Origin of the sequence: Streptomyces sp. NRRL F-6492, from assembly GCF_001280125.1 — a bacterium.
Classification (GTDB): domain Bacteria; phylum Actinomycetota; class Actinomycetes; order Streptomycetales; family Streptomycetaceae; genus Streptomyces.
Genome location: NZ_LGEG01000002.1, coordinates 1 through 23,535 on the forward strand (window position 1 = coordinate 1; position 23,535 = coordinate 23,535).

Consider the following 23,535-nt stretch of genomic DNA (forward strand, 5'->3'; position numbering starts at 1 on the left):
CCCCGGCCCGGCCGGTGGGGGTGGGGAAGGGCCCGGCAGATGGGAACGGTGAGGAGTCCGGCTGATGGGAACGGTGAGGGGTCCGGCTGATGGGAGCGGTGAGGGGTCCGGCCGGTGGGGGCGGTGAGGGGTCCGGCCGGTGGGGGCGGTGAGGGGTCCGGCCGGTGGGGGCGGTGAGGAGTCCGGCCGCCGGACGGCTCAAGAAGTTGGGTAGGCTAACCTAACTCCGCTTGGGTCGTGGTCGTCATCGTCCACCACGGTCACGGACGAGGACGACGGGAGTCGCGGGTATGGACGGTCGGCAGAAGCAGCGCCTGAGCGCGGAGGCGGTCACCCTGGCGTACGAGCAGCGGGTCATCGCCCGCGACCTGTCCGTCGAGATCCCCGACAACTCCTTCACCGTCATCGTCGGGCCGAACGCCTGCGGCAAGTCCACCCTGCTGCGCGCCCTCTCCCGGATGCTGAAGCCGGCCGAGGGGCACGTCCTGCTCGACGGGCAGTCGATCCAGAGCATGCCCGCCAAGAAGGTCGCCAAGACCCTCGGGCTGCTGCCCCAGACCTCCCTGGCCCCCGACGGCATCACCGTCTCCGACCTCGTCGCCCGCGGCCGCTACCCGCACCAGGGGCTGCTGCGGCAGTGGTCCCCGGAGGACGAGCGGATCACCCGGGAGTCGATGGAGGCGACCGGCGTCGCCGAGCTGGCCGGCCGGTACGTGGACGAGCTCTCCGGCGGTCAGCGCCAGCGCGTCTGGATCGCCATGGCGCTCGCCCAGCAGACCCCGCTGCTCCTGCTCGACGAGCCGACGACGTACCTCGACATCCAGCACCAGATCGACGTCCTCGACCTGTGCGCCGAGCTGCACGAGACGCAGGGGCGCACGCTCGTCGCCGTCCTGCACGACCTCAACCACGCGGCCCGGTACGCGACCCACCTCATAGCCGTCCGGGCCGGCGAGGTGGTCGCCGAGGGGCCGCCGTCCGAGGTCGTGACCGCCGAGCTGGTCGAGCGGGTCTTCGGGCTCCGCTGCCAGGTCATCGAGGACCCGGAGACGGGGACGCCGCTCGTCGTGCCCGCCGGGCGCAGGACGCGCACCGCCGCCGGGGCGCGGCCCGCGCTACAGAAGTGAGCGGAGCCGCAGGAGGTCGCGGAAGCCGGCCTCCAGTCTGACCCGGCCCGAGGCCCAGGCCTTCGCGAAGTTCAGCCGGCCGTCCACCATCGCCACCAGGTCGTCACCGGTCATCGCGAGCCGGATCTGCGCCTTGGCCGGCGGCGGGCCCTCCACCGTGGAGTCCACCCGGATCCGGCCGTCCGCGAGACGGCCCGTGAAGGTCGTGTCCAGGTCGGTGACGTGGCAGCTCAGGGTGCGGTCGAGCGCGGCCGCGCCGCGCACGCCGCCGTCGGCCCGCGCGAGATTGTCGGAAAGTCTGTCCAGTGCGCCGCGGCACTCCGTGATCGTCGCCATCGCCGTCGACGGTACCCCAGGGCTTCGCGGTAGCGTCGGGGCATGAGCGACGCGACGCCGGAACCGGTGGTGGACGACCAGACCGACGAAGCGGCCGGAGAGGCCTCCGGGGGAGCGTCCGGCGAGCCCGCCGCGGCCGCGCCGCTCGGGGTCGCCCGGGAGCTCACCGGCCACCCCGGCGTCGACGCCCGCCTCGCGCGCCTCACCGAGGTCGACGCCCTCCCGGCGGACGGGCACCCGGAGGTGTACGAGGATGTACACCGTGGCCTGCGCGACGAGCTGACCTCGCTCGACGCGCACCCCGCCCCCCCGTCCGTACGACAACAGGAGCTGAACAGAACGTGGCAGGAGTGGCACGCCGCCGCCTCGACGCCGAGCTGGTCCGGCGCAAGCTCGCGCGCTCGCGGGAGCACGCCGGCCAGCTGATCGCCGCGGGCCGGGTGACCGTCGGCAAGACCGTCGCCACCAAGTCCGCCACCCAGGTCGAGACCGCCGCGGCCATCGTCGTCGTCCAGGACGACTCCGACCCCGACTACGTCTCGCGCGGCGGCCACAAGCTCGCCGGGGCCTTCGAGGCCTTCGTACCGCGGGGGCTCGTGGTCGGGGGGCGGCGCGCCCTCGACGCCGGGGCCTCCACCGGCGGCTTCACCGACGTCCTGCTGCGGGCGGGCGCGGCCCACGTCGTCGCCGTCGACGTCGGCTACGGGCAGCTCGCCTGGTCGCTGCAGAGCGACGAGCGGGTCACCGTGAAGGACCGTACGAACGTACGCGAGTTGACATTGGACGCGCTCGACGGCGTTCCCGTCGACCTGGTCGTCGGGGACCTGTCCTTCATCCCGCTCGGCCTCGTCCTGCCCGCCCTCGCGTCCTGCACGGCGCCCGGCGCCGACCTCGTCCTCATGGTGAAACCGCAGTTCGAGGTGGGCAAGGAGCGGCTCGGCACGGGCGGAGTCGTCCGCTCCGCCGAACTCCGCGCCGACGCCGTGAAGAACGTGGCCCGGCGGGCCGCCGAGCTCGGACTCGGCGTCCTCGGCGTCACCGCCAGCCCGCTGCCCGGCCCCTCCGGCAACGTCGAGTACTTTCTGTGGCTGCGGGCAGGGGCGCCCGCGCTGGATCCGGCGGACGTCGACCGCGCCGTGGCGGAGGGACCTCGTTGAGCTCAACGGAAGCACCACCAGAGACCGCACCCCGCACCGTCTTCCTGCTCGCGCACACCGGCCGGCCGGCCGCCGTGCGCAGCGCCGAACTGGTCGTCCTGGGGCTGCTGCGCGCCGGGCTCGGCGTCCGCGTCCTGGAGGCCGAGGCGGCGGACCTGCCGCTGCCGTCCTCCGTGGAGAAGGTCCCGGAGGCCTGCTCGGAGGCGATCGACGACTGCGAACTCCTCGTCGTCCTCGGCGGCGACGGCACCCTGCTGCGCGGCGCGGAGTTCTCCCGCGCCTCCGGGGTGCCGATGCTCGGCGTCAACCTGGGGCGGGTCGGCTTCCTCGCGGAGGCCGAGCGCGACGACCTCGACAAGGTCGTCGACCGGGTCGTCACCCGGGCGTACGAGGTCGAGGAGCGGATGACCCTCGACGTCACCGTGTACCAGAACGGCGACGTCCTGCACCGGGACTGGGCGCTCAACGAGGCGGCCGTGCAGAAGGTGTCACCGGAGCGGATGCTGGAGGTCGTGCTCGCGATCGACGGACGGCCCGTGACCGGCTTCGGCTGCGACGGGGTGATCTGCGCGACACCGACGGGCTCCACCGCGTACGCCTTCTCGGCGGGCGGGCCGGTGATCTGGCCCGAGGTCGAGGCGCTGCTCATGGTCCCGATCGGGGCCCACGCCCTCTTCGCCAAGCCGCTGGTGACCACCCCCGAGTCGGTGCTCGCGGTCGAGGTCGAGCCGCACACCCCGCACGGGGTGCTGTGGTGCGACGGACGGCGGACGGTGGAGCTCCCGGCGGGCGCGCGGGTCGAGGTCCGGCGGGGCGCCGTCCCGGTCCGGCTCGCCCGGCTGCACCACGCCTCCTTCACGGACCGGCTCGTCGCCAAGTTCGCCCTCCCCGTGTCGGGCTGGCGGGGCGCCCCCCGCTGACCGGCCCCTCCCCGCCGACCGGCCCCTCCACGCCGCCTCCGGTGCGGGAACGAGCGGCGCGCCGGAGGGTTACGGCCGGGCCGATGTCGCATCGGACCAGGGAAACCTCGTATGGTCTGGGGCGTGCTGGAGGAGATGCGGATACGGTCGCTCGGGGTCATCGACGACGCTGTGGTCGAGTTGTCGCCCGGCTTCACCGCGGTGACCGGTGAGACCGGTGCGGGCAAGACCATGGTCGTGACCAGTCTGGGGCTGCTGCTCGGCGGACGGGCCGACCCGGCGCTCGTGCGGATCGGCGCGGCGTCGGCCGTCGTCGAGGGGCGGATCAGCGTGCCCCCGGGCGCGCCCGCCGCCGTGCGCGCCGAGGAGGCCGGGGCCGAGCTGGACGAGGGGGTGCTGCTCGTCAGCCGCACCGTCTCGGCCGAGGGGCGCTCGCGAGCCCACCTCGGCGGGCGTTCCGTGCCCGTCGGGCTGCTCGCCGAACTCGCCGACGAACTCGTCGCCGTCCACGGCCAGACCGACCAGCAGGGCCTGCTCAAGCCCGCCCGGCAGCGCGGCGCGCTCGACCGGTACGCGGGCGAGGCCGTCTCGGTGCCGCTCGTCGCCTACGGCGAGGCGTACCGGCGGCTGCGGGCCGTCACCACGGAGCTGGACGAGATCACCACCCGGGCCAGGGAACGCGCCCAGGAGGCCGATCTGCTGCGCTTCGGGCTCGACGAGGTCGAGGCCGTCGCCCCGCTGCCCGGCGAGGACGCCGAACTCGCCGCCGAGGCCGAGCGGCTCGGGCACGCCGAGGCCCTCGCCTCGGCCGCCGCGCTCGCGCACTCCGCGCTCGCGGGCTCGCCCGAGGACCCCGAGTCCGTCGACGCGACCACGCTCGTCGCGGGTGCGAGCCGGGCGCTGGAGGCCGTGCGCTCGCACGATCCGGCGCTCGCCGCGCTCGCCGACCGGATGGGGGAGATCTCCATCCTGCTCGCCGACGTGGCCACCGAGCTGGCCGGGTACGCCGACGACCTGGACGCCGACCCGCTGCGGCTCGCCGCCGTCGAGGAGCGGCGCGCGGCCCTCACCCAGCTCGTCCGCAAGTACGGGGACGGGGAGGGCGTCGGCGCGGTCCTGGCCTGGTCGGAGGAGAGCGCGGCCCGGCTCGGCGAGCTGGACAACGACGACGACCGCGTCGAGGAGCTGACCGCCGAGCGGGACCGGCTGCGCGACGAGCTGTCGGCGCTCGCGCAGCGGCTCACCGACGCGCGCACGGAGGCGGCGGACCGGTTCGCCGCCGCCGTCACCGCCGAACTCGCCTCGCTCGCCATGCCGCACGCGCGCGTGTCCTTCTCCCTCGCGCAGACCGAGGACCCCGAGGGGGTCGAGGTCGGCGGTCGGCGGGTCGCGTACGGCCCGTCCGGGGCCGACGAGGTCGAGCTGCTGCTCGCCCCGCACCCCGGCGCCCCGCCGCGGCCGATCGCCAAGGGCGCGTCCGGCGGTGAGCTGTCCCGGGTGATGCTGGCCGTCGAGGTCGTCTTCGCCGGGGTCGACCCGGTGCCCACGTACCTCTTCGACGAGGTCGACGCGGGCGTCGGCGGCAAGGCGGCCGTGGAGATCGGCCGCCGCCTCGCCAAGCTCGCCAGGACCGCGCAGGTCGTCGTCGTCACCCACCTCCCGCAGGTCGCGGCCTTCGCCGACCGCCAGCTGCTCGTGGAGAAGACCAACGACGGCTCCGTGACCCGTTCCGGCGTCACCGTCCTGGAGGGCGAGGAGCGGGTCCGCGAGCTGTCCCGGATGCTCGCGGGCCAGGAGGACTCCGAGACGGCCCGGGCCCACGCGGAGGAGCTCCTCGCGACGGCTCGGGCGGACGGCTGAGCGCGGCGGACCGTCCTGGTGGTCCCCCTCGTCGGTGGCGGCCGCGGGGGTGACCCCGGCCGCGCACGAGGGGCCGCGGAGGCTCCCGGGCGGCGCGCCCGGCGCGTCGGCCGTGCTCGCGGCCCCGACCGGGCGGCTCGTACGCGCGGCACGCGCGGCCGGGCACGGCGCCGCCCCGCAGGGGGGAGCGCGCGAATTCCTCACGCGCTCGCCCGTGTGAGTGAACCCGTGGGGCGGGCCCCGGCGTCGGGCGCCCTCCGTGCAGGGGAACGACTCCATTTCGGTGCCGGAACGTGCGTACGGTCGAAGGTCCGGACTGGCATCCTTGGGCGCGTGACACAGCTCCGTACGGTCCAAGTGCTGGGCGGCGGCAGCGCGGGCAGCAGCGCTCACGTCCGATCACTCGCCTCGGGGCTGGTGGCGAGGGGCGTGCGGGTGACCGTGTGCGCCCCTCCCGAACTCGACCACGCCTACGACTACCTCGGCGCCGGCGCGCGCTTCGTGCCCCTGCCGCGCCTCGGCGACCCCGCCGCCGTCACCGCGCTGCGCAACACCTGCATCGGCGCGGACGTCGTCCACGCGCACGGCCTCCAGGCCTCCGTACGGGCCGCGCTCGCGCTGTCCGGCGGGGCGCCGGCCCCGCTCGTGACGACCTGGCACACCCGGAGCCACGCGGAGGGCGCGCGGGGCGGGGTGCTCCGGCTCCTCGAACGCCGGACCGTACGGGCCGCGAGCGTCGTCCTCGCCACCTCCTCCGAGCTGGTCGACCGGGCCCGGCGGCGCGGCGCGCGCGACGCCCGGCTCGCCCCCGTCACCGTGCCCGCCGCCCACGGACCGGTCTGCCTCCACGACGGCAAGGCGCGCGCCGAACTCGGCGCCGTCGACCGCCCGTTGCTGATGGCCGTCGGCGCGCTCGAACGCGGCCGGGGCTACCGGACCCTGCTCGACGCGGCCCGGCGGTGGCGGGACCTCGACCCGCAGCCGCTCCTCGTGATCGCCGGCGAGGGGCGCGAGCGGGCCCTCCTCCAGCGGCGGATCACCGACGAGGACCTGCCGGTCCGGCTGGTCGGGAGCCGCGAGGACGTCGCCGAACTGCTCGCGGCGGCGGACGTCGCCGTCCTCCCGTCCCGCTGGGAGGCCCGCTCCCCGCTCGCCCAGGAGGCGCTCCGGCTCGGCGTGCCGCTCGTCGCGACGGCGGTCGGCGGAGTGCCGGAACTCGTCGGCGACGCCGCCGAACTGGTGCCGTACGGCGACTCCGCGGCCCTCGCGGCGGCGGTGCGGGGCCTGCTGGAGGACGCCGACCGGCGGATGGACCTGGCGGCCGCGGGCCGGGTCCAGGCCGGGACGTGGCCGACCGAGGACGACACGGTGGCCCACGTGCTCAGCGTGTACGACGAGCTGGTGGGCCGCTGAGGACGGGTCACGGCGTGTGGCGGCGGGCCCTGAGGGCGAGCGAGAGGGCCAGGACCGTCTGGGGGTCGTCCAGGTCCGTGCCCAGCAGCTCCGAGACGCGGGCAAGCCGGTTGTAGAGGGTCTGGCGGTTGAGGTGCAGTTCGCGGGCCGTCTCCGCCTTGCGGCCCGCGTGGGCCAGATACGTCTCCAGGGTGGGGAGCAGCGGCGGCCGGGAGGTGCGGTCGTGCTCCTGGAGGGGGCCGATCGCGCGGTCCACGAAGGCCGCGAGCACCGTGTCCCCGTGGAAGTGCAGCCGCCACAGGAGCAGGTCGATGTCCAGGCGCCGCGCGTCGTACCAGGGCAGGTCCGACAGGCCCTGCGCCGCCGTCGCCGTCTCCGCCGCGTGCCGCAGGCCCGCCGAGGCCGCCGCCCAGCCGCCCGCGACGCCCACCACGATCATCGGCGGCTGCGTGCCCGCGCGCTCCAGGCCGGCCCGCTCCACACCCGCCCGCAGGGCCGCCGCGACCCGGTCCGCGACCGCCGTGCGCTCGGTCTCCGAGCGCAGGCCGAGCAGGAGCGGGACCCGGCCCTCGACCGGGCGGACGCCGAGCAGCACGGGGACGCCGACGGAGGAGAGCTCCTCCAGGACCGCCCGGGCGAGCAGCGCCCAGTTCCCCGAGGGGGACAGCTCCGGGGCGAGGCGCATCACCACCGGCAGGAGCGGGCCGTCGCCCGGCTTGAAGCCGAGCACCCGGGCCTGCGCCGGGGCGTCCTCGGCGGTGATCCTGCCCTCCGCCAGGTCCGTCAGGAAGTCGCCCCGGCCGCGCGCGGCCAGCTCCTCCTCCTGCCGCGCCTGCATGAGGACGACCGCGAGGAGCCCGGCCGCCCGCTCGGCCGCCATCCGGTGGACGGGGGAGAGGGCGCCGGAGACCGCCAGGAGCACCAGTCGGGCCCGCACCGACCCCGTACCGGGGCCGCCGCCGGGGACGTCGACCAGGACCGTGCCGGTGGGCGGGCCCGACTCGCGGGCCGCCCGGCCGCCGCGCAGCCCGTCCCACACCTGGAGCGGGTCGGCGGGCGCGGACGCGGTGCCCGCCGCGTACAGGAGCTGTCCGTCGGGGGTCTCCAGGAAGACCGGGTTGGCGGCGAAGTCGGAGAGGATCCGCAGCACCTGCGGGACCCCGCCGCCGCCGAGCAGGGCCTCCGTGCACTGCCGGTGGACCTCCTCGGCCCGCCGCTGGAGGGCGTAGTGGCCGTTGACGATCTCGGTGTGGATCTCCTCCGTGACCGTCACGAACGGCACCTCGCGGTGCAGCTGCACCAGCGGCAGGCCCGCCGCCCGCGCGGTCTCCACGATCGTCGCCGGGAGGCGGGCGAAGCGCGGCCCCAGCTCCACCACGAGCGCCGCGATGCCCCGGTCGGCGAGCCGCCGCACGAAGGCCCGCTGCTCGGCCGGCCGGGTCCCGAGGCCGAGGCCCGTGGTGAGCAGCAGTTCGCCGCCCTTGAGCAGCGACGCGATGTTCGGCACCTCGCCCGCGTGCACCCAGCGCACCGTCCGGTGCAGCCGGTCCGCGCCGGCGACCACCTCCGGGAGCCCGCCGCGCAGGCCGGGGAGTTCGAGGGCCCGCTGCACGGTGATTCCGCCCTGGTTGTCCATGGGCCGGGACGCTACCCGCGTCCGTGTTCCGGCGACATCACCCCACGGTCACGGCACCGGACACTTCGTACACCGACCCGACAACTCGTCGTCCCCCGAGGGGCATTGCGCGATCATGTGTCGAGTGTGTCCTGCGTCACCCGCGGAGGGGGCCGGAACGGGCGGGCGGTCCTCAGGCCGCCGGAGCGATGTTGTGGTTGAAGCGGAACACGTTCTCGGGGTCGTACGCCGCCTTCACCGCGGCCAGTCGCCGCACGTTCTCCGCGCCGAAGCCCGCCGCCACCCGGTCCGTGCCCTCGGAGCCGATGAAGTTCAGGTAGACGGCGCCGATCGCCCACGGCCGCATGTCGGCCCGGACCTCCCGCACCCAGCGGATCACCCGCTCGTCGTCGGCCGGGTCCTCCCACACCCCGAAGGGATGGACGCCCCACGGAGCCGTGCGCCACGGCAGCGGGTGGTCGGAGGGCCCGGCCGCCACCCGCCCGCCCATCGGGAACACCAGGTGCTGGGTGCCGGTGGGCACCGGCATGTCCTCCTCGCGCGCGCAGAAGCGGTCCACGGCCTCGTCGGGGAAGGCGTCCAGGTACTCGGCCGACCAGTAGTTCCGCTGTCCCGGCGGGTCGTCCAGCATGCACTGGAAGTCGGCGTACGGGATCTCCGTCACCACCGTCGCCGCCGGGCCGAGCGCGAGCAGCGGCGCCACCGCCTCCCGCAGCTCCGCCTCCGGCCCGGCGTACGTGGTGAGCAGGGCGTAGACCGGCGTCCCCACCAGCTCCGGCGGCACGAAGTCCTCCGGCGGGGCCGTCAGGCAGAGCACCGCGCCGCCCGCCGCGTCGGGCGCCGGAGCGTCGAACACGTCCCGGTACGCGCGGACCGCCGCGGGCCCCGCCTCCGGGGTGAACAGCAGCAGCGCGAAGGAGAACTCCGGCAGTTCGTGCACCCGCAGCGTCAGCGAGGTCACCACCCCGAAGTTCCCGCCGCCGCCGTGCAGCGCCCAGAACAGCTCCGGGTTCTCCCCGGCGTCCGCGTGGACGTGCCGGCCCTCGGCGGTGACCAGCTCCGCGGAGAGCAGGTTGTCGCAGGCGAGGCCGAAGCGCCGCTCCAGCCAGCCCGAACCGCCGCCGAGCGTGAATCCGCCGACCCCGGTCGTGGACGCCCGCCCACCGGTCACCGCCAGGTGGAACGGCTGGCAGGCGCGGTCCAGGTGCGCCATGGTCGCCCCGCCCCCGACCCGCACCGTCATGCCCTCGGGGTCCGCGACCACCGCGTGCATCCGGCGCAGGTCCACCACCAGGCCGCCGTCGTTGAGCGCCGTGCCGGCGACGGCGTGGCCGCCGCCGCGCACCGCGACCGGCAGGCCGGCCTCCCGGCCGAAGAGCACCGCGTTGGAGACGTCCTCGGGGGTCGCGCACTGGGCGACGACGGCCGGGCGCCGGTCGATCATGCCGTTGAAGACGGTCCTCGCCGCGTCGTAGCCGGGGTCGTCCGGCACGAGGACCTCACCCGCCAGATCCTCCCGGAGACCGGCCAGGGCGCTGTCGGGGACGAGCGTTCGGGGAGCCATGGGATGCCCCCCTTCCTTGCGGGGGACAGGACCCTTTCATCGTAGGTCCGGCCCCCGGCCCGTGCGCCCCGGCCGGTCGTGCCCGGCCGCGTCGTATCCCGGCCGATCGCGCCCGGCCGCGTCGTGCCCCCCGGCCGCCCCCGTACGCCCTCAGCCGCCGTAGGCGCCGCTCGCCGTCAGCCGCAGGGCCGTGTCGATCAGCGGGACGTGGCTGAAGGCCTGCGGGAAGTTGCCCACCTGGCGCTGGAGCCGCGGGTCCCACTCCTCGGCGAGGAGGCCCAGGTCGTTGCGGAGCGCGAGCAGCTTCTCGAAGAGGGTGCGGGCCTCGTCGACCCGGCCGATCATCGCCAGGTCGTCGGCCAGCCAGAAGGAACACGCCAGGAACGCGCCCTCGTCGCCCTCCAGGCCGTCGACGCCGGCCTCCTCGCCGGCCGTGGGGTAGCGCAGCACGAAGCCGTCCTCCGTGGACAGCTCCCGCTGGATCGCCTCGATCGTGCCGATGACCCGCTTGTCGTCCGGCGGCAGGAACCCCATCTGCGGGATCAGCAGCAGCGAGGCGTCCAGCTCCTTGGAGCCGTACGACTGCGTGAAGGTGTTCCGCTCCTTGTCGTAGCCCTTCTCGCACACGTCCCGGTGGATCTCGTCGCGCAGCTCCCGCCAGCGCTCCAGCGGGCCGTCCGCGTCCCCGGACTCGATGAGCTTGATCGTGCGGTCTACGGCCACCCAGGCCATCACCTTGGAGTGCACGAAGTGCCGGCGCGGGCCGCGGACCTCCCAGATGCCCTCGTCGGGCTGGTCCCAGTTCTTCTCCAGGTACTCGATCAGCTTGAGCTGGAGCAGGGAGGCGTAGTCGTTGCGGGACAGGCCCGTCATGTGCGCCAGGTGCAGGGCCTCGGTGACCTCGCCGTAGACGTCCAGCTGGAGCTGGTTGGCGGCGCCGTTGCCGACGCGGACCGGGCCGGAGTTCTCGTACCCCGGCAGCCAGTCGAGCTCGGCCTCGCCCAGCTCGCGCTCGCCCGCGATGCCGTACATGATCTGGAGGTTCTCCGGGTCGCCCGCGACGGCGCGGAGCAGCCAGTCCCGCCAGGCGCGGGCCTCCTCGCGGTAGCCGGTGCGCAGCATCGAGGAGAGGGTGATCGCCGCGTCCCGCAGCCAGGTGTAGCGGTAGTCCCAGTTCCGCACGCCGCCGATCTCCTCGGGCAGCGAGGTGGTCGGGGCGGCGACGATCCCGCCGGTCGGCGCGTACGTCAGCGCCTTCAGGGTGATCAGGGAGCGGACCACGGCCTCCCGGTAGGGGCCGTGGTACGTGCAGTGGTCGACCCACTCGCGCCAGAAGCCGGTGGTCGCCTCCAGGGCGCCCTCGGGGTCCGGCAGCGCCGGGGGCTCCTTGTGGGAGGGCTGCCAGGAGATCGTGAGGGCGACCCGCTCCCCGGGGCCGACGGTGAACTCGGAGTACGTGGTGAGGTTCTCGCCGTGGGTCTCGGCGGCGGTGTCCAGCCACACCGAGTCGGGCCCGGCGACCGCGACCGTGCGGTCGCCGACCTTGTGCACCCAGGGCACGATCCGGCCGTAGCTGAACCGCATCCGCAGCGCGGACCGCATCGGGACCCGGCCGGAGACGCCCTCGACGATCCGGACGAGCTGCGGCGCCCCGTCGCGCGGGGGCATGAAGTCGATCACCCGGACCGTGCCGCGCGGGGTGTCCCACTCGGACTCCAGGACGAGCGAGTCGCCCCGGTAGCGGCGCCGGTCGGCGGGGGCCGGCTCGGTGTCCTCCGGACCCGCGGGGGCCACCCGCCAGAATCCGTGTTCCTCTGTGCCGAGGAGTCCCGCGAAGATCGCGTGCGAGTCGAAGCGGGGCAGGCAGAGCCAGTCCACGCTGCCGTCCCGGCAGACCAGGGCGGCGGTCTGCATGTCTCCGATGAGTGCGTAATCCTCGATGCGCCCGGCCACGTGCTTCACTCCAGTCGAACGGCCATGTCCGCCCCTCGGGGCGCTTGCTCCAGATGCCCGGCCGCATATGCCGGCCGGGGTCCGAGTGTGTCAGCCATCAGGGGGTCTGCGACAAGCCTCGGTCCGGGATGGGTCCCCGGGCGTTCGGCCCCGGGGGGACAGGCGGTGGCGTCGTCGGCCGGCCGGCTCGGCGGGCCATGTCCGAGCAGGATACGTCGCGCCCCGCGCCACCCGTTGGTCACACCAGTAACGTCGTTGCTCCAATCGAGTGAACACCCCTCTCCCCGTCCCGGACCTGCGGATCCCGCTCGCGTCGCCCTCCGTGAACGCCCGGCTTCCGCGTGTGGCCGGAAGCGGTCTCCCCGGGTCGCTGATACCCTGGTACCCCGTGGACCGGTGGGAAACGGCGACAGCCGAGGACCCCGCAACCGCAGCGACGGCACCCCCCGATTCTTCCGGAGGGGACGCCGGTACGCACCTCCAGAACGCGACCACGGGAGCCCCCTCTTGGCGATGCCGCCCAACACCACGACGACCAAGCACATCTTCGTCACCGGGGGTGTCGCCTCCTCCCTCGGCAAGGGCCTGACCGCCTCCAGCCTGGGTGCGCTCCTCAAGGCGCGGGGCCTGCGGGTCACGATGCAGAAGCTCGACCCGTACCTGAACGTCGACCCCGGCACCATGAACCCGTTCCAGCACGGCGAGGTGTTCGTCACCAACGACGGCGCCGAGACCGACCTGGACATCGGCCACTACGAGCGCTTCCTCGACGTCGACCTCGACGGCTCGGCCAACGTCACCACCGGCCAGGTCTACTCGCAGGTCATCGCCAAGGAGCGGCGCGGCGAGTACCTGGGCGACACCGTGCAGGTCATCCCGCACATCACCAACGAGATCAAGTCCCGGATCCGCCGCATGGCGACCGACGACGTCGACGTGGTCATCACCGAGGTCGGCGGCACCGTCGGCGACATCGAGTCCCTGCCCTTCCTGGAGACCGTCCGCCAGGTCCGCCACGAGGTCGGCCGCGACAACGTCTTCGTCGTGCACATCTCGCTGCTGCCCTACATCGGCCCGTCCGGCGAGCTGAAGACCAAGCCGACCCAGCACTCGGTCGCCGCCCTGCGCAACATCGGCATCCAGCCCGACGCGATCGTGCTGCGCGCCGACCGCGAGGTCCCCACCGCCATCAAGCGCAAGATCTCGCTGATGTGCGACGTCGACGAGGCCGCCGTGGTCGCCGCCATCGACGCCAAGTCGATCTACGACATCCCGAAGGTGCTGCACACCGAGGGCCTGGACGCCTACGTCGTCCGCAAGCTCGACCTGCCCTTCCGCGACGTGGACTGGACCGTCTGGGAGGACCTCCTGGACCGCGTCCACAACCCGGAGCACGAGGTCACCGTCGCGCTCGTCGGCAAGTACATCGACCTGCCCGACGCCTATCTGTCGGTCACCGAGGCCATGCGGGCCGGCGGCTTCGCCAACAAGGCCCGGGTCAAGGTCAAGTGGGTCACCTCCGACGAGTGCAAGACCCCGGCGGGCGCCGAGAAGCAGCTCGGCGACGTCGACGCGATCCTCGTCCCCGGCGGCTTCGGCGACCGCGGCGTGAGCGGCAAGGTCGGCGCGATCCAGTACGCCCGCGAGCACAAGGTCCCGCTGCTCGGCATCTGCCTCGGCCTCCAGTGCATCGTCATCGAGGCGGCCCGGAACCTGGCCGGCATCCCCGAGGCCAACTCCACCGAGTTCGACCCGGCCACCGCGCACCCCGTCGTCTCCACGATGGAGGAGCAGCTGGCGTACGTCGAGGGCGCGGGCGACCTGGGCGGAACGATGCGCCTGGGCCTCTACCCCGCGAAGCTCGCCGAGGGCTCGATCGTCCGCGAGGTCTACGGCGACGAGCCGTACGTCGAGGAGCGCCACCGCCACCGCTACGAGGTGAACAACGCGTACCGCGCGGAGCTGGAGAAGAAGGCCGGTCTGGTCTTCTCCGGCACCTCCCCGGACAACAAGCTCGTCGAGTACGTCGAGTACCCGCGCGAGATCCACCCCTACCTGGTCGCCACCCAGGCGCACCCGGAGCTCCGCTCCCGCCCGACCCGCCCGCACCCGCTCTTCGCGGGCCTGGTGAAGGCCGCGGTGGAGCGCAAGACGGGCAAGTAGGACGCAGGCGTTAACGTTGCCGGGGCGCGGGCCCTTCGGGTCCCGCGCCCCGGCTTTCGTGTGTGTGCGTGTTCGTGTACGGGAGGACAGCTGATGGAGTTGCAGGACACCCCGCAGGAGTGGCGGATCGCCGCGACGGCGACCCCCTTCCGGGGAAAGAAGACGAGTGTCCGCACGGACGACGTGGTCATGCCGGACGGCGAGGTCGCGCGCCGCGACTACCAGGTCCACCCCGGCTCGGTGGCCGTCCTGGCCCTGGACGAGGAGGACCGGGTCCTGCTGATCAAGCAGTACCGGCACCCGGTGCGGCAGAAGCTCTGGGAGATCCCGGCCGGGCTGCTCGACGTGCCCGGCGAGAACCCGCTGCACGCCGCCCGGCGCGAGCTGTACGAGGAGGCGCACGTCAAGGCCGGTGACTGGCGGGTCCTGACCGACGTCTACACCTCGCCGGGCGGCACCGACGAGGCCGTACGGATCTTCCTCGCGCGGGACCTCGCGGAGGCGGAGGGGGACCGCTTCGAGGTGTCCGAGGAGGAGGCCGACATGGAGACGGCGCGGGTGCCGCTCGCGGACCTCGTGCGCGGTGTCCTCGCGGGCGACCTGCACAACAACTGCCTGGTCCTGGGCATCCTCTCGCTGGCCGCCGCGCGCGCCGGCGACGGTCTGGACGCCCTCCGCCCGGCCGAGGCGCCCTGGCCGGCCCGCCCCTTCGGGGCGTAGGCCCCGGCCGGGCGGAGCGGGGCGGGAGGCAGGAGGCGGAGGGCGGATGCGATGCCCGGTGTGACCATCTGCTGATCCGATCGGGGGATGTGTCCGCCCTGCTCCGCCGGGTACGCGTCCCGCCCTGAACTACGCTCGGAAACGCCCGCCCGGAGCCCCTCCGGCGGGATCGGCTCGTGCGCAGTGGACGGGAGCGTGGCCCGTGACGGATCAGGCGGTGGCGGCAACCGGCAGCGGGCGGTTCTCCGGCCGCCAGCGCGAGTTGAAGGCCCTGCGCGCCGACATCGAACGGACCGGGCTCGACACCCTCACCGGCCGCAAGGCGCCCCGCGCCCGCGTCCTGCTCGTCGCCGGCAGACCGGGCTCCGGACGCACTGCCCTCGCCGAGGAGCTGGCCGCCGCGGTCGCCGACCGGTACCCCGACGGGATCTTCCGCGCCCGGCTCACCGAGCCCGGCGGCGAGCCCGTCCCCACCGGCCGGGCCGCCCAGGAGCTGCTGGCCGCCCTCGGGGTCGCCGAACCCCCCGGCGCCGCCGAGGACGAGCTGACCGAACTGGTCCGCGGCGCCTTCGCCGGGCGCCGGGCCGTCCTGATCCTCGACGACGCCGTGGACGCCGAGCAGGCGGACCCGCTGATCCCCGACGAGCCCGGCAGCCTGGTGATCGGGGTCGCCGCGGGGCCGCTCACCGGCATCCCCGACGTACGGCCCTGCACCCTCGGCGGACTCGACCCCAAGTCGGCCATCGAGCTGCTCACCTCCTTCACCGGCTCCGTCCGCGTCACCGTCGACCCGCAGGCCGCCGAGACCCTCGTCGAGGAGTGCGGGGGGCTGCCCGCCGCGGTCGTCCTCGCCGGCGGCTGGCTCTCCACCCACCCCAAGGCCTCCGTCGCCGACCTCGCCAAGCGGCTGCACGGCCTGAGCGGCGACCCCCTCACCCGGGCCTTCCTGCTCGCCCACGAGGGGCTGCCCGCCACCGCCGCCCGGATACTGCGGTTCCTCGCCCTCGCCCCGCTCGGCAGGGCCGACGCCCACACCGCCTCCGCCCTGGCCGGCTGCTCGGTCTCGGCGGCCGCCACCACCCTCGCCGACTTCGAGGCCCTGGGACTCGTCTCGGCCGTCGAGGACGGGCAGTACGAGGTGCGCGGCCATCTCGTCCCCCTCCTCCGCGCCCGCCTGGAGGAGCACGACCGGCCCGCCGAGGTGCAGCTCGCCCGGGCCCGGATGCTGGAGCGGACCGTACGGCTCCTGCAGTCCTGCCGCGCGGTCGCCGAGCCCGAGGGCTCGCCCGCCCGCAAGAAGCTGTCCGGGCTGCCGCGGGCCCTGCGCTTCCCGAACGCCGCCGCCGGGGCCGCCTGGCTGGAATCCCGGCGGCCGGTCCTGCTCGCCTCCGCCCGCCTCGCCGTCGCCGACGGGGAGATCGACACCCTGGCCCGCCGGCTGATCGCCTCCCTGGTCAGGGCGCTCGCCGCGCACCGGGGCGCCGAGGCCGCCGCCCCCGAGCTGTACGGACTGCACCGGCTCGTCCTGGACGTGGCCGAGCGGCGCGGACTGCACCGCGAGCGGGCCGCCGCCCTGCTCAACCTGGCCGACCTCGACGCCCGCACCGGCAGGACGAAGGAGGCTCTGCTGCGATATCGGTCGGCTTTGGATGCCGGACGCGCAGCAAATGACCCGTACGCGACCGGTCGGGCGATGGAATCCGTAGGTGGCTCCTATCAGGAGCTGGGGGACTGGCAGCGGGCCGGCGACTGGTACGGACGGGCCCTCGCCCAGCGCCTCGCCCGGGACGAGCGCGCCGACCAGGCCCGGCTGTACGCCCGCCTCGGCGCCGTGCAGACCTACGCCGGGCGGTACGGGGAGGCCCTGCGGAACTGGCGGGCCGCCGCCGCGGGCTACCGCAGGCTCTCCGATCTCCCGGGCTACGCGCGGGCGTTGAGCGAGGCGGCCCGGGTACAGGAATACGCGGGGCGGCCCGAGGAGTCCCTGCGGACCTGCGAGGAGGCGGTGGAGTGGGCCCGCCGGGCCCAGGACACCCGGCTCCAGGCGGCGCTCCGGCTCAGGCTCGCCGACACCCTCGACCGGCTCGGCGACCCGGCGGCGGCCCGGCTGCACCGGGCCGGAGCGGAGAGACTGCTGGAAACGGAACCATCCGCCTACGAAATCCGCAGTGGCTCCGTCGAAGATTAGTACTTTGAAAGGCTAGACAGCGGGAACTCCTTCATTAGACTGGTTCTGCCGCGTTCGAACGTGGTCTGCCCCGGTGTGCCGCGATGCATCCGGGTATGTATCGCAGTGCGCCAGTTATCCCTCCCTGATTCAAGGACCGTGATCGACGATGAAGGTCGGCATCCCCCGCGAGGTCAAGAACAACGAGTTCCGCGTGGCCATCACCCCCGCGGGTGTCCACGAGCTCGTCCGCCACGGCCACCAGGTCTTCGTCGAGCAGAACGCCGGCGTCGGCTCCTCGATCACGGACGTGGAGTACGTCGCCGCCGGCGCCGTCATCCTCCCCACCGCCGACGAGGTCTGGGCCATCGCCGACCTGCTGCTCAAGGTCAAGGAGCCGATCGCGGAGGAGTACCACCGCCTCCGCAAGGACCAGACCCTCTTCACCTACCTGCACCTCGCCGCCTCCCGCGAGTGCACCGACGCGCTGCTCGCCTCCGGCACCACCGCCATCGCGTACGAGACCGTCGAGACCGCCGGCCGCGCGCTCCCGCTGCTCGCCCCGATGTCCGAGGTCGCGGGCCGCCTCGCCCCGCAGGTCGGCGCCTACCACCTGATGCGCTCGGCCGGCGGCCGCGGCGTCCTGCCCGGCGGCGTCCCCGGCACCCACGCCGGCCGGGCCGTCGTCATCGGAGGCGGCGTCTCCGGCTGGAACGCCACCCAGATCGCCGTCGGCATGGGCTTCCACGTGACCCTGCTCGACAAGGACATCAACAAGCTCCGCGAGGCCGACAAGATCTTCGGCACCAAGGTGCAGACGATCGTGTCCAACGCCTTCGAGCTGGAGAAGGCCGTCGTCGAGGCCGACCTCGTCATCGGCGCCGTCCTCATCCCGGGCGCCAAGGCCCCGAAGCTGGTCACCAACGAGCTCGTCGCCAAGATGAAGCCCGGAAGTGTCCTTGTCGACATCGCGATCGACCAGGGCGGCTGCTTCGAGGACTCGCACCCGACCACCCACGCCGAGCCGACCTTCCGGGTCCACGACTCGGTCTTCTACTGCGTCGCCAACATGCCCGGCGCGGTCCCGAACACCTCCACCTACGCCCTCACCAACGCCACGCTGCCCTACATCGTGTCGCTGGCGAACAACGGCTGGGCCGAGGCCCTGCGCCGCGACGCCGCCCTCGCCCTGGGCCTCAACACCCATGACGGCAAGGTGGTTTACAAGGAGGTCGCCGAGGCGCACGGCCTCGAGCACGTCGAGCTGAACAGCCTCCTGGGCTGACCCCCGCGGCACCGCCGTCAACGCGTGCCGTCAATACCACGCACCCGGCCGGACCTTGTTCGACAAGGTCCGGCCGGCTGTGTCTCCGGCCACGCCGAAACGTTCGGGCAACTCGCGGCGAACGTAACTCTTTAACCGTTTCGCACACCCCCGAAACGCACGGATGCGTGGCCGCGCGCCCTTGACAGAGGGGTGTTCGGATGCCGACACATCGGGCCGGGTCCGGCGGATTGTGTTGCTGCGGACCGGTGACACGCCATAGAGTCGCCAACCGTCGGCATGGTGCCACGCTGACCTATCGATAAATGTTCCTGGTCACACCCAAGGAGGTAAGACGACTTGTGAATGAGTCGACATTTACTCCCGGGAGCGGTGCGCCGGGCGCCCCGATCGGCTCCGTCGCGGTGCGGACCTTCGCGACGCACCAGCCCATGACGACAGCCCACACGATGAAGACGATGGACGGCCTACACGTGAACGCCACGGCCGGCAACGAGATGGGCCGAGAGTCCACCCACTTCGCCGCCTACGACGAGGTGCCCGAGGGGCACTTCTACGACCCCGACGCCGAGTACGAGCCCGATCCGGAGTACGCGGCCACCCTCGCGCCCGACGCCGCACGCCAGCGCCGCGAGCGGATCGGCCCGACCGGACGGCCCCTGCCGTACTTCCCGATCCCGGGCCCGCTCACCGACCACGGACCCGCGAAGATCATCGCGATGTGCAACCAGAAGGGCGGCGTCGGCAAGACCACGTCGACCATCAACCTGGGCGCCGCGCTCGCCGAGTACGGGCGGCGGGTCCTGCTCGTCGACTTCGACCCGCAGGGAGCCCTGTCGGTCGGCCTCGGCGTGAACCCGATGGAGCTCGACCTCACCGTCTACAACCTGCTCATGGAGCGGGGCATGTCGGCGGACGAGGTCCTCCTCAAGACCGCCGTGCCCAACATGGACCTGCTGCCGAGCAACATCGACCTCTCGGCGGCCGAAGTCCAGCTCGTCAGCGAGGTCGCGCGCGAGTCCACGCTCCAGCGCGCCCTGAAGCCGCTGATGAACGACTACGACTACATCGTGATCGACTGTCAGCCCTCGCTCGGCCTGCTGACCGTGAACGCCCTGACGGCCGCTCACAAGGTCATCGTGCCGCTGGAGTGCGAGTTCTTCGCGCTGCGCGGCGTCGCCCTGCTGACCGAGACCATCGAGAAGGTCCAGGAGCGGCTCAACCCCGAGCTGGAGCTCGACGGCATCCTCGCCACGATGTACGACTCCCGGACCGTGCACAGCCGTGAGGTGCTCGCGCGCGTCGTCGAGGCCTTCGACGACCACGTGTACCACACGGTCATCGGGCGGACCGTGCGCTTCCCGGAGACCACGGTCGCCGGCGAGCCCATCACGACGTACGCCTCCAACTCCGTGGGCGCCGCCGCCTACCGCCAGCTCGCCAGGGAGGTGCTCGCCCGGTGTCACGCCGAGTGAGTCTGCCCGGCGCCGACGAACTCTTCCGTACGACCGGGGGCACGGCGCTCCAGGCGTCCTCACCCCGCCGGGCCGTTCCGGCACCGGCGGGTGAGAGCGACCCGGCCGCCGCCGAGGGCTCCGCGGAGCACACGGCGGCGGACTCCGAGGCGGCGGAACCGCGCGCCCGGACGTCCTCCGAGACCGAGAAGACGGCCCAGGCCGCCACCCCCGCCCAGGCCGCCGCCCCCCGGCGGCGCGGCGGTGGCCGCACCGCGAGCCGGCGGCCCAGCGGCCGCGAGCGCCACGACGAGAAGATCACGGTCTACGTCTCCGCCGAGGAGCTGATGGACCTGGAGCACGCCCGGCTCGTGCTGCGCGGCGAGCACGGCCTCGCCGTCGACCGGGGCCGGATCGTCCGGGAGGCCGTCGCGGTCGTCCTGGCGGACCTGGAGTCCCGCGGCGACGCGAGCATCCTCGTGCGCCGTCTGCGCGGCCGCTGACGGTAGCCTGCGGGCTGCCGCGCTCTCCGCTCCCCCTGGACCTCCATGCACCACGCCCCTGACGAAACGTCCCGCCCGCCCCGCCGCCGCGCTCTGGGCCGCGGCGGGGGCGCGGGGGCGGGGGCCGGCGCCCCCGGAACCCCGGTGACGGCCGGACGGGCCGCCGGTGCCCCCGGGACGGCCGTACCGGCTTCCGAGGCCGCCCGGGAACTCCCGCGACCCGCCGCCGAGCACCCCGCGCTCGCGGAGCCGGGCGCCGGTGAGGACCGCCCGGCCGCTGCCGGGGAGGCCGGCTCCGCGGCGGCGGGGACCGGGGGAGGGCCCCCGGTCTTCGGGGAGCGCCCGGAGGCCGCCCACGAGTCCCCGGCCGCCGCCGGGACGCCCTCGGCCGCCGGGAGCGGCGGCGCCGAGGGGGCCGGTGGCGATGCCGGACCGGGCCGCGCCGAGCCCGGACCGGCCGGTGGCGGGACCGGGGGAGACCCCGGCGGCGCCGGTCCCGGTGACGCCGGCGGGCGGTTCACCGTGCGGCTCGCGAACTTCGAGGGGCCCTTCGACCTGCTGCTCCAGCTGATCACCAAGCACAAGCTCGACGTCACCGAGGTCGCCCTCTCCCGGGTCACCGACGAGTTCATGGCGCACCTGCGCGCCCTCGGGCCGGACGGGGACCTCGACCAGACCACCGAGTTCCTGGTCGTCGCGGCCACCCTGCTCGACCTCAAGACCGCCCGGCTGCTGCCCGCCGCCGAGGTGGAGGACGAGGCCGACCTCGCCCTCCTGGAGGCCCGCGACCTGCTCTTCGCCCGGCTCCTCCAGTACCGCGCGTACAAGCGGGTCGCCGCGATCCTCGAAGGGCGGTGGGAGGACGAGGGCCGCCGCCACCCCCGTACCGTCGGACTCGAACCGCACCACGCCGAGCTGCTCCCCGAGGTCGTCCTCTCCATCGGCGCGGAGGGCCTCGCCGGGCTGGCCGTCAAGGCCATGCAGCCCCGGGCCGAGCCGCAGGTGTACGTCGAGCACATCCACGCCCCCCTCGTCAGCGTCCGCGAGCAGGCCGCCGTGGTCGCCGCCCTGCTGCGCGAGCGCGGCACGGCGGCCTTCCGGGAGCTGATCGAGGACGCCGGCGACACCCTCACCGTCGTCGCCCGCTTCCTCGCCCTCCTGGAGCTCTACCGGGAGCGGGCCGTCGCCCTCGACCAGGAGACCGCCCTGGGCGACCTCACGGTCTCCTGGACCGGCGGGGACGGCGAGACCCGGGTCACCGACGAGTTCGACCAGGAAACCGGACAGGAACAGGAAGCGGAGGCCCGCGCGTGAGCGACCCCGGCACCGACGTCGACACCGACCTCAAGCCCTCCCTCGAAGCCGTCCTCATGGTGGTCGACGAGCCCGCCACCGAGGCCCACCTCGCCGGGGTCCTCGGCCGCGCCCCCGGGGAGATCGCCGACGCCCTGCGCGAGCTGGCCGACGAGTACACCGCCCAGGGCCGCGGCTTCGAGCTGCGCCGGGTCGCCGGGGGCTGGCGCTACTACACCCGCCCCGCCTACGCCCCGGCCGTCGAGGCCTTCGTCCTGGAGGGCCGGCAGGCCCGGCTCACCCAGGCGGCCCTGGAGACCCTCGCGGTCGTCGCGTACCGCCAGCCGGTCAGCCGTTCCCGCGTCTCCGCGGTCCGCGGCGTCAACTGCGACGGCGTGATGCGGACCCTCCTCCAGCGGGGTCTGGTGGAGGAGGCGGGCGCGGAACCCGAAACAGGTGCGATCCTGTACAGGACGACGAACTACTTCCTGGAGCGGATGGGCCTGCGCGGCCTGGACGAACTCCCCGAGCTCGCGCCCTTCCTCCCCGAGGCGGAGGCGGTCGAGCCGGACTCCCTCGAAGGCGTTCCGTCGTTCGAACCCGACGCAGACGTAGACGACAAGACGGAACTTTGATGCGAAGCAGCAGCGGCAGGAACAGCAGCGGAAACAACGGCGGGAGCCGTGGTGGCAACAGCGGCGGCCGCGGCGGCAGCAGCGGTGGCGGCCGTGGCGGCAGCGGCGCCGGCGGTGGCGGCGGCTACCGGGGCTCCGGTGGCGGCGCCGGCGGCGGTGGCGGCTACCGGGGCGGCGGCAGCGGCTCCGGTGGCGGTGGCCACCGTGGCGGCGGCTCCGGTGGCGGCGGCTACCAGGGCGGCGGCTCCGGCGGCGGCTACCAGGGCGGCGGCCGTGACGACCAGAAGCGTCCGGGCAACCCCCGCCGGCCCCGTCCCGAGGAGCGCTCCTACGACGTGAGCCCGCCCGCCGACGCTCCGAAGAAGGGTCGCGGCTCCGCGGCCCGCGGCGGCGCCAAGGGCGGCCCCAAGGCCCCGCAGGGCGGCACCCCGCCCCGCCGCGGCCCGCACGGGCAGCGGCAGGCCCCGGCCCGCTCGCGCGAGCTCGACGCCAAGATCGAGCAGCGCAACCGGGACCGGTACGAGAACCGGCCCGAGATCAAGACCCCCAAGACCTTCCCCGGCGCCGAGCAGGAGGGCGAGCGGCTGCAGAAGGTCCTCGCCCGCGCCGGCATGGGCTCGCGCCGCGCCTGCGAGGAGCTCATCGAGCAGGCCCGCGTCGAGGTCAACGGCGAGATCGTCCTGGAGCAGGGCAAGCGCGTCGACCCGGAGAAGGACGAGATCAAGGTGGACGGCCTGACCGTCGCCACCCAGTCGCACCTCTTCTTCGCGCTGAACAAGCCCGCCGGCGTCGTCTCCACCATGGAGGACCCGGACGGCCGCCAGTGCCTCGGCGACTACGTCACCAACCGCGAGACCCGGCTCTTCCACGTCGGCCGGCTCGACACGGAGACCGAGGGCATCATCCTGCTCACCAACCACGGCGAGCTGGCCCACCGCCTCACGCACCCGAAGTACGGCGTGAAGAAGACGTACCTGGCCGCCATCACCGGCCCGCTGCCCCGCGAGGTCGGCCGGCGGCTCAAGGACGGCATCCAGCTGGAGGACGGCTACGCCCGCGCCGACCACTTCCGCGTGGTCGAGCAGACCGGCAAGAACTACCTGGTCGAGGTCACCCTGCACGAGGGCCGCAAGCACATCGTGCGCCGGATGCTGGCCGAGGCGGGCTTCCCGGTCGAGAAGCTGGTCCGCACCGCCTTCGGCCCGATCTCCCTGGGCGACCAGAAGTCGGGCTGGCTGCGCCGCCTGACCAACACGGAGGTCGGCATGCTGATGAAGGAAGTCGGCATGTAACGCCTCCCAGGCGTCCGTACGAAGGGGCCCGTGACCGTTCCGGCGGTCACGGGCCCC

The 23,535-nt window shown here is 74.1% G+C and carries 19 protein-coding genes; 15 read left to right on the forward strand and 4 right to left on the reverse strand.

The annotated features are described in order from the left end of the window. Positions 1-290: 290 nt before the first annotated feature. Positions 291-1,127 (forward strand): ABC transporter ATP-binding protein, encoded by an 837-nt coding sequence (locus ADL08_RS01165; protein ID WP_053640115.1) that lies wholly within the window; start codon positions 291-293, stop codon positions 1,125-1,127. On the opposite strand, the gene ADL08_RS01170 is transcribed toward ADL08_RS01165, so the two are convergent. After that, positions 1,116-1,463 (reverse strand): SCP2 sterol-binding domain-containing protein, encoded by a 348-nt coding sequence (locus tag ADL08_RS01170; RefSeq protein ID WP_053640116.1) that lies wholly within the window; start codon positions 1,461-1,463, stop codon positions 1,116-1,118. The genes ADL08_RS01165 and ADL08_RS01170 overlap by 12 nt on opposite strands. 42 nt (positions 1,464-1,505) lie before the next feature. On the opposite strand from ADL08_RS01170, the gene ADL08_RS37815 reads away from it, so the two are divergent. The 5 genes from ADL08_RS37815 (at position 1,506) to ADL08_RS01195 (ending at position 6,813) form a co-directional block, all read left to right on the forward strand. After that, complete coding sequence (locus ADL08_RS37815) at positions 1,506-1,889, forward strand: hypothetical protein (RefSeq protein WP_078967907.1); 384 nt, start codon at positions 1,506-1,508, stop codon at positions 1,887-1,889. Continuing rightward, positions 1,805-2,620 carry a TlyA family RNA methyltransferase gene (locus tag ADL08_RS01180; protein ID WP_053640117.1) on the forward strand — a complete coding sequence of 272 codons (816 nt, stop codon included), beginning with the start codon at positions 1,805-1,807 and terminating at the stop codon, positions 2,618-2,620. The genes ADL08_RS37815 and ADL08_RS01180 overlap by 85 nt, the downstream gene beginning before the upstream one ends. After that, the gene (locus ADL08_RS01185) at positions 2,617-3,540 is read left to right on the forward strand and encodes an NAD kinase (RefSeq protein ID WP_053640118.1); all 924 of its coding nucleotides are present in this window, start codon (positions 2,617-2,619) and stop codon (positions 3,538-3,540) included. Before ADL08_RS01180 ends, ADL08_RS01185 begins: the two co-directional genes overlap by 4 nt. Positions 3,541-3,651: 111 nt before the next feature. Continuing rightward, positions 3,652-5,400 carry a DNA repair protein RecN gene (gene recN, locus ADL08_RS01190; RefSeq protein ID WP_053640119.1) on the forward strand — a complete coding sequence of 583 codons (1,749 nt, stop codon included), beginning with the start codon at positions 3,652-3,654 and terminating at the stop codon, positions 5,398-5,400. Positions 5,401-5,733: 333 nt separating this feature from the next. Then, entirely contained in the window at positions 5,734-6,813 is a 1,080-nt protein-coding gene (locus ADL08_RS01195; protein ID WP_078967908.1) for a glycosyltransferase family 4 protein, read from the forward strand. 7 nt (positions 6,814-6,820) lie between these two features. Here the strand turns inward: ADL08_RS01195 and ADL08_RS01200 are convergent, their stop codons facing one another. The 3 genes from ADL08_RS01200 to ADL08_RS01210 all read right to left on the reverse strand — a co-directional run bounded on the left by ADL08_RS01200 (position 6,821) and on the right by ADL08_RS01210 (position 11,966). Then, positions 6,821-8,449: a PucR family transcriptional regulator gene (locus tag ADL08_RS01200; protein ID WP_053640120.1), complete on the reverse strand. Its 1,629-nt coding sequence runs from the start codon at positions 8,447-8,449 to the stop codon at positions 6,821-6,823. Between the two features lie 172 nt (positions 8,450-8,621). Beyond that, positions 8,622-10,013, reverse strand: coding sequence for an FAD-binding oxidoreductase (locus tag ADL08_RS01205; RefSeq protein ID WP_053640121.1), 1,392 nt, complete (start codon positions 10,011-10,013; stop codon positions 8,622-8,624). Between the two features lie 150 nt (positions 10,014-10,163). Continuing rightward, positions 10,164-11,966, reverse strand: coding sequence for a glycoside hydrolase family 15 protein (locus ADL08_RS01210; protein WP_053640122.1), 1,803 nt, complete (start codon positions 11,964-11,966; stop codon positions 10,164-10,166). Positions 11,967-12,479: 513 nt separating this feature from the next. Between ADL08_RS01210 and ADL08_RS01215 the strand changes: the two genes are divergently transcribed. The 9 genes from ADL08_RS01215 to ADL08_RS01255 all read left to right on the forward strand — a co-directional run bounded on the left by ADL08_RS01215 (position 12,480) and on the right by ADL08_RS01255 (position 23,478). Continuing rightward, complete coding sequence (locus tag ADL08_RS01215) at positions 12,480-14,129, forward strand: CTP synthase (RefSeq protein WP_053640123.1); 1,650 nt, start codon at positions 12,480-12,482, stop codon at positions 14,127-14,129. Positions 14,130-14,222: 93 nt separating this feature from the next. Beyond that, the gene (locus ADL08_RS01220; protein WP_053640124.1) at positions 14,223-14,849 is read left to right on the forward strand and encodes an NUDIX domain-containing protein; all 627 of its coding nucleotides are present in this window, start codon (positions 14,223-14,225) and stop codon (positions 14,847-14,849) included. 202 nt (positions 14,850-15,051) lie between these two features. Then, positions 15,052-17,037: a tetratricopeptide repeat protein gene (locus ADL08_RS01225; RefSeq protein ID WP_053640125.1), complete on the forward strand. Its 1,986-nt coding sequence runs from the start codon at positions 15,052-15,054 to the stop codon at positions 17,035-17,037. Between the two features lie 148 nt (positions 17,038-17,185). Further along, entirely contained in the window at positions 17,186-18,301 is a 1,116-nt protein-coding gene (ald, locus tag ADL08_RS01230) for an alanine dehydrogenase (RefSeq protein WP_053640126.1), read from the forward strand. Positions 18,302-18,750: 449 nt separating this feature from the next. Further along, on the forward strand, positions 18,751-19,776 hold the full coding sequence (locus ADL08_RS01235) for a ParA family protein (RefSeq protein WP_030212665.1): 1,026 nt from the start codon (positions 18,751-18,753) through the stop codon (positions 19,774-19,776). Further along, positions 19,761-20,258 carry a hypothetical protein gene (locus ADL08_RS01240; RefSeq protein ID WP_199836926.1) on the forward strand — a complete coding sequence of 166 codons (498 nt, stop codon included), beginning with the start codon at positions 19,761-19,763 and terminating at the stop codon, positions 20,256-20,258. Before ADL08_RS01235 ends, ADL08_RS01240 begins: the two co-directional genes overlap by 16 nt. A 45-nt stretch (positions 20,259-20,303) precedes the next feature. Next, positions 20,304-21,572 carry a segregation and condensation protein A gene (locus tag ADL08_RS34965; RefSeq protein WP_078967909.1) on the forward strand — a complete coding sequence of 423 codons (1,269 nt, stop codon included), beginning with the start codon at positions 20,304-20,306 and terminating at the stop codon, positions 21,570-21,572. After that, on the forward strand, positions 21,569-22,186 hold the full coding sequence (gene scpB / locus ADL08_RS01250) for an SMC-Scp complex subunit ScpB (RefSeq protein ID WP_078967910.1): 618 nt from the start codon (positions 21,569-21,571) through the stop codon (positions 22,184-22,186). Before ADL08_RS34965 ends, scpB begins: the two co-directional genes overlap by 4 nt. Further along, positions 22,186-23,478, forward strand: a complete 1,293-nt coding sequence (locus ADL08_RS01255; RefSeq protein ID WP_053640129.1) for a pseudouridine synthase — start codon at positions 22,186-22,188, stop codon at positions 23,476-23,478. The genes scpB and ADL08_RS01255 overlap by 1 nt, the downstream gene beginning before the upstream one ends. Positions 23,479-23,535: the final 57 nt, after the last annotated feature.

Excerpts from the sequence above, each read along its gene's own strand:
- ADL08_RS01215 (WP_053640123.1), top strand. The coding sequence starts at position 12,480 with ATGCCGCCCAACACCACGACGACCAAGCACATCTTCGTCACCGGGGGT.
- ADL08_RS37815 (WP_078967907.1), top strand. The coding sequence starts at position 1,506 with ATGAGCGACGCGACGCCGGAACCGGTGGTGGACGACCAGACCGACGAA.
- ADL08_RS01255 (WP_053640129.1), top strand. The coding sequence starts at position 22,186 with ATGCGAAGCAGCAGCGGCAGGAACAGCAGCGGAAACAACGGCGGGAGC.
- ADL08_RS01200 (WP_053640120.1), bottom strand. The coding sequence starts at position 8,449 with ATGGACAACCAGGGCGGAATCACCGTGCAGCGGGCCCTCGAACTCCCC.
- ADL08_RS01165 (WP_053640115.1), top strand. The coding sequence starts at position 291 with ATGGACGGTCGGCAGAAGCAGCGCCTGAGCGCGGAGGCGGTCACCCTG.
- ADL08_RS01235 (WP_030212665.1), top strand. The coding sequence starts at position 18,751 with ATGAAGACGATGGACGGCCTACACGTGAACGCCACGGCCGGCAACGAG.
- ald (WP_053640126.1), top strand. The coding sequence starts at position 17,186 with ATGAAGGTCGGCATCCCCCGCGAGGTCAAGAACAACGAGTTCCGCGTG.
- ADL08_RS01220 (WP_053640124.1), top strand. The coding sequence starts at position 14,223 with ATGGAGTTGCAGGACACCCCGCAGGAGTGGCGGATCGCCGCGACGGCG.
- recN (WP_053640119.1), top strand. The coding sequence starts at position 3,652 with ATGGTCTGGGGCGTGCTGGAGGAGATGCGGATACGGTCGCTCGGGGTC.
- ADL08_RS01205 (WP_053640121.1), bottom strand. The coding sequence starts at position 10,013 with ATGGCTCCCCGAACGCTCGTCCCCGACAGCGCCCTGGCCGGTCTCCGG.
- ADL08_RS34965 (WP_078967909.1), top strand. The coding sequence starts at position 20,304 with ATGCACCACGCCCCTGACGAAACGTCCCGCCCGCCCCGCCGCCGCGCT.
- ADL08_RS01170 (WP_053640116.1), bottom strand. The coding sequence starts at position 1,463 with ATGGCGACGATCACGGAGTGCCGCGGCGCACTGGACAGACTTTCCGAC.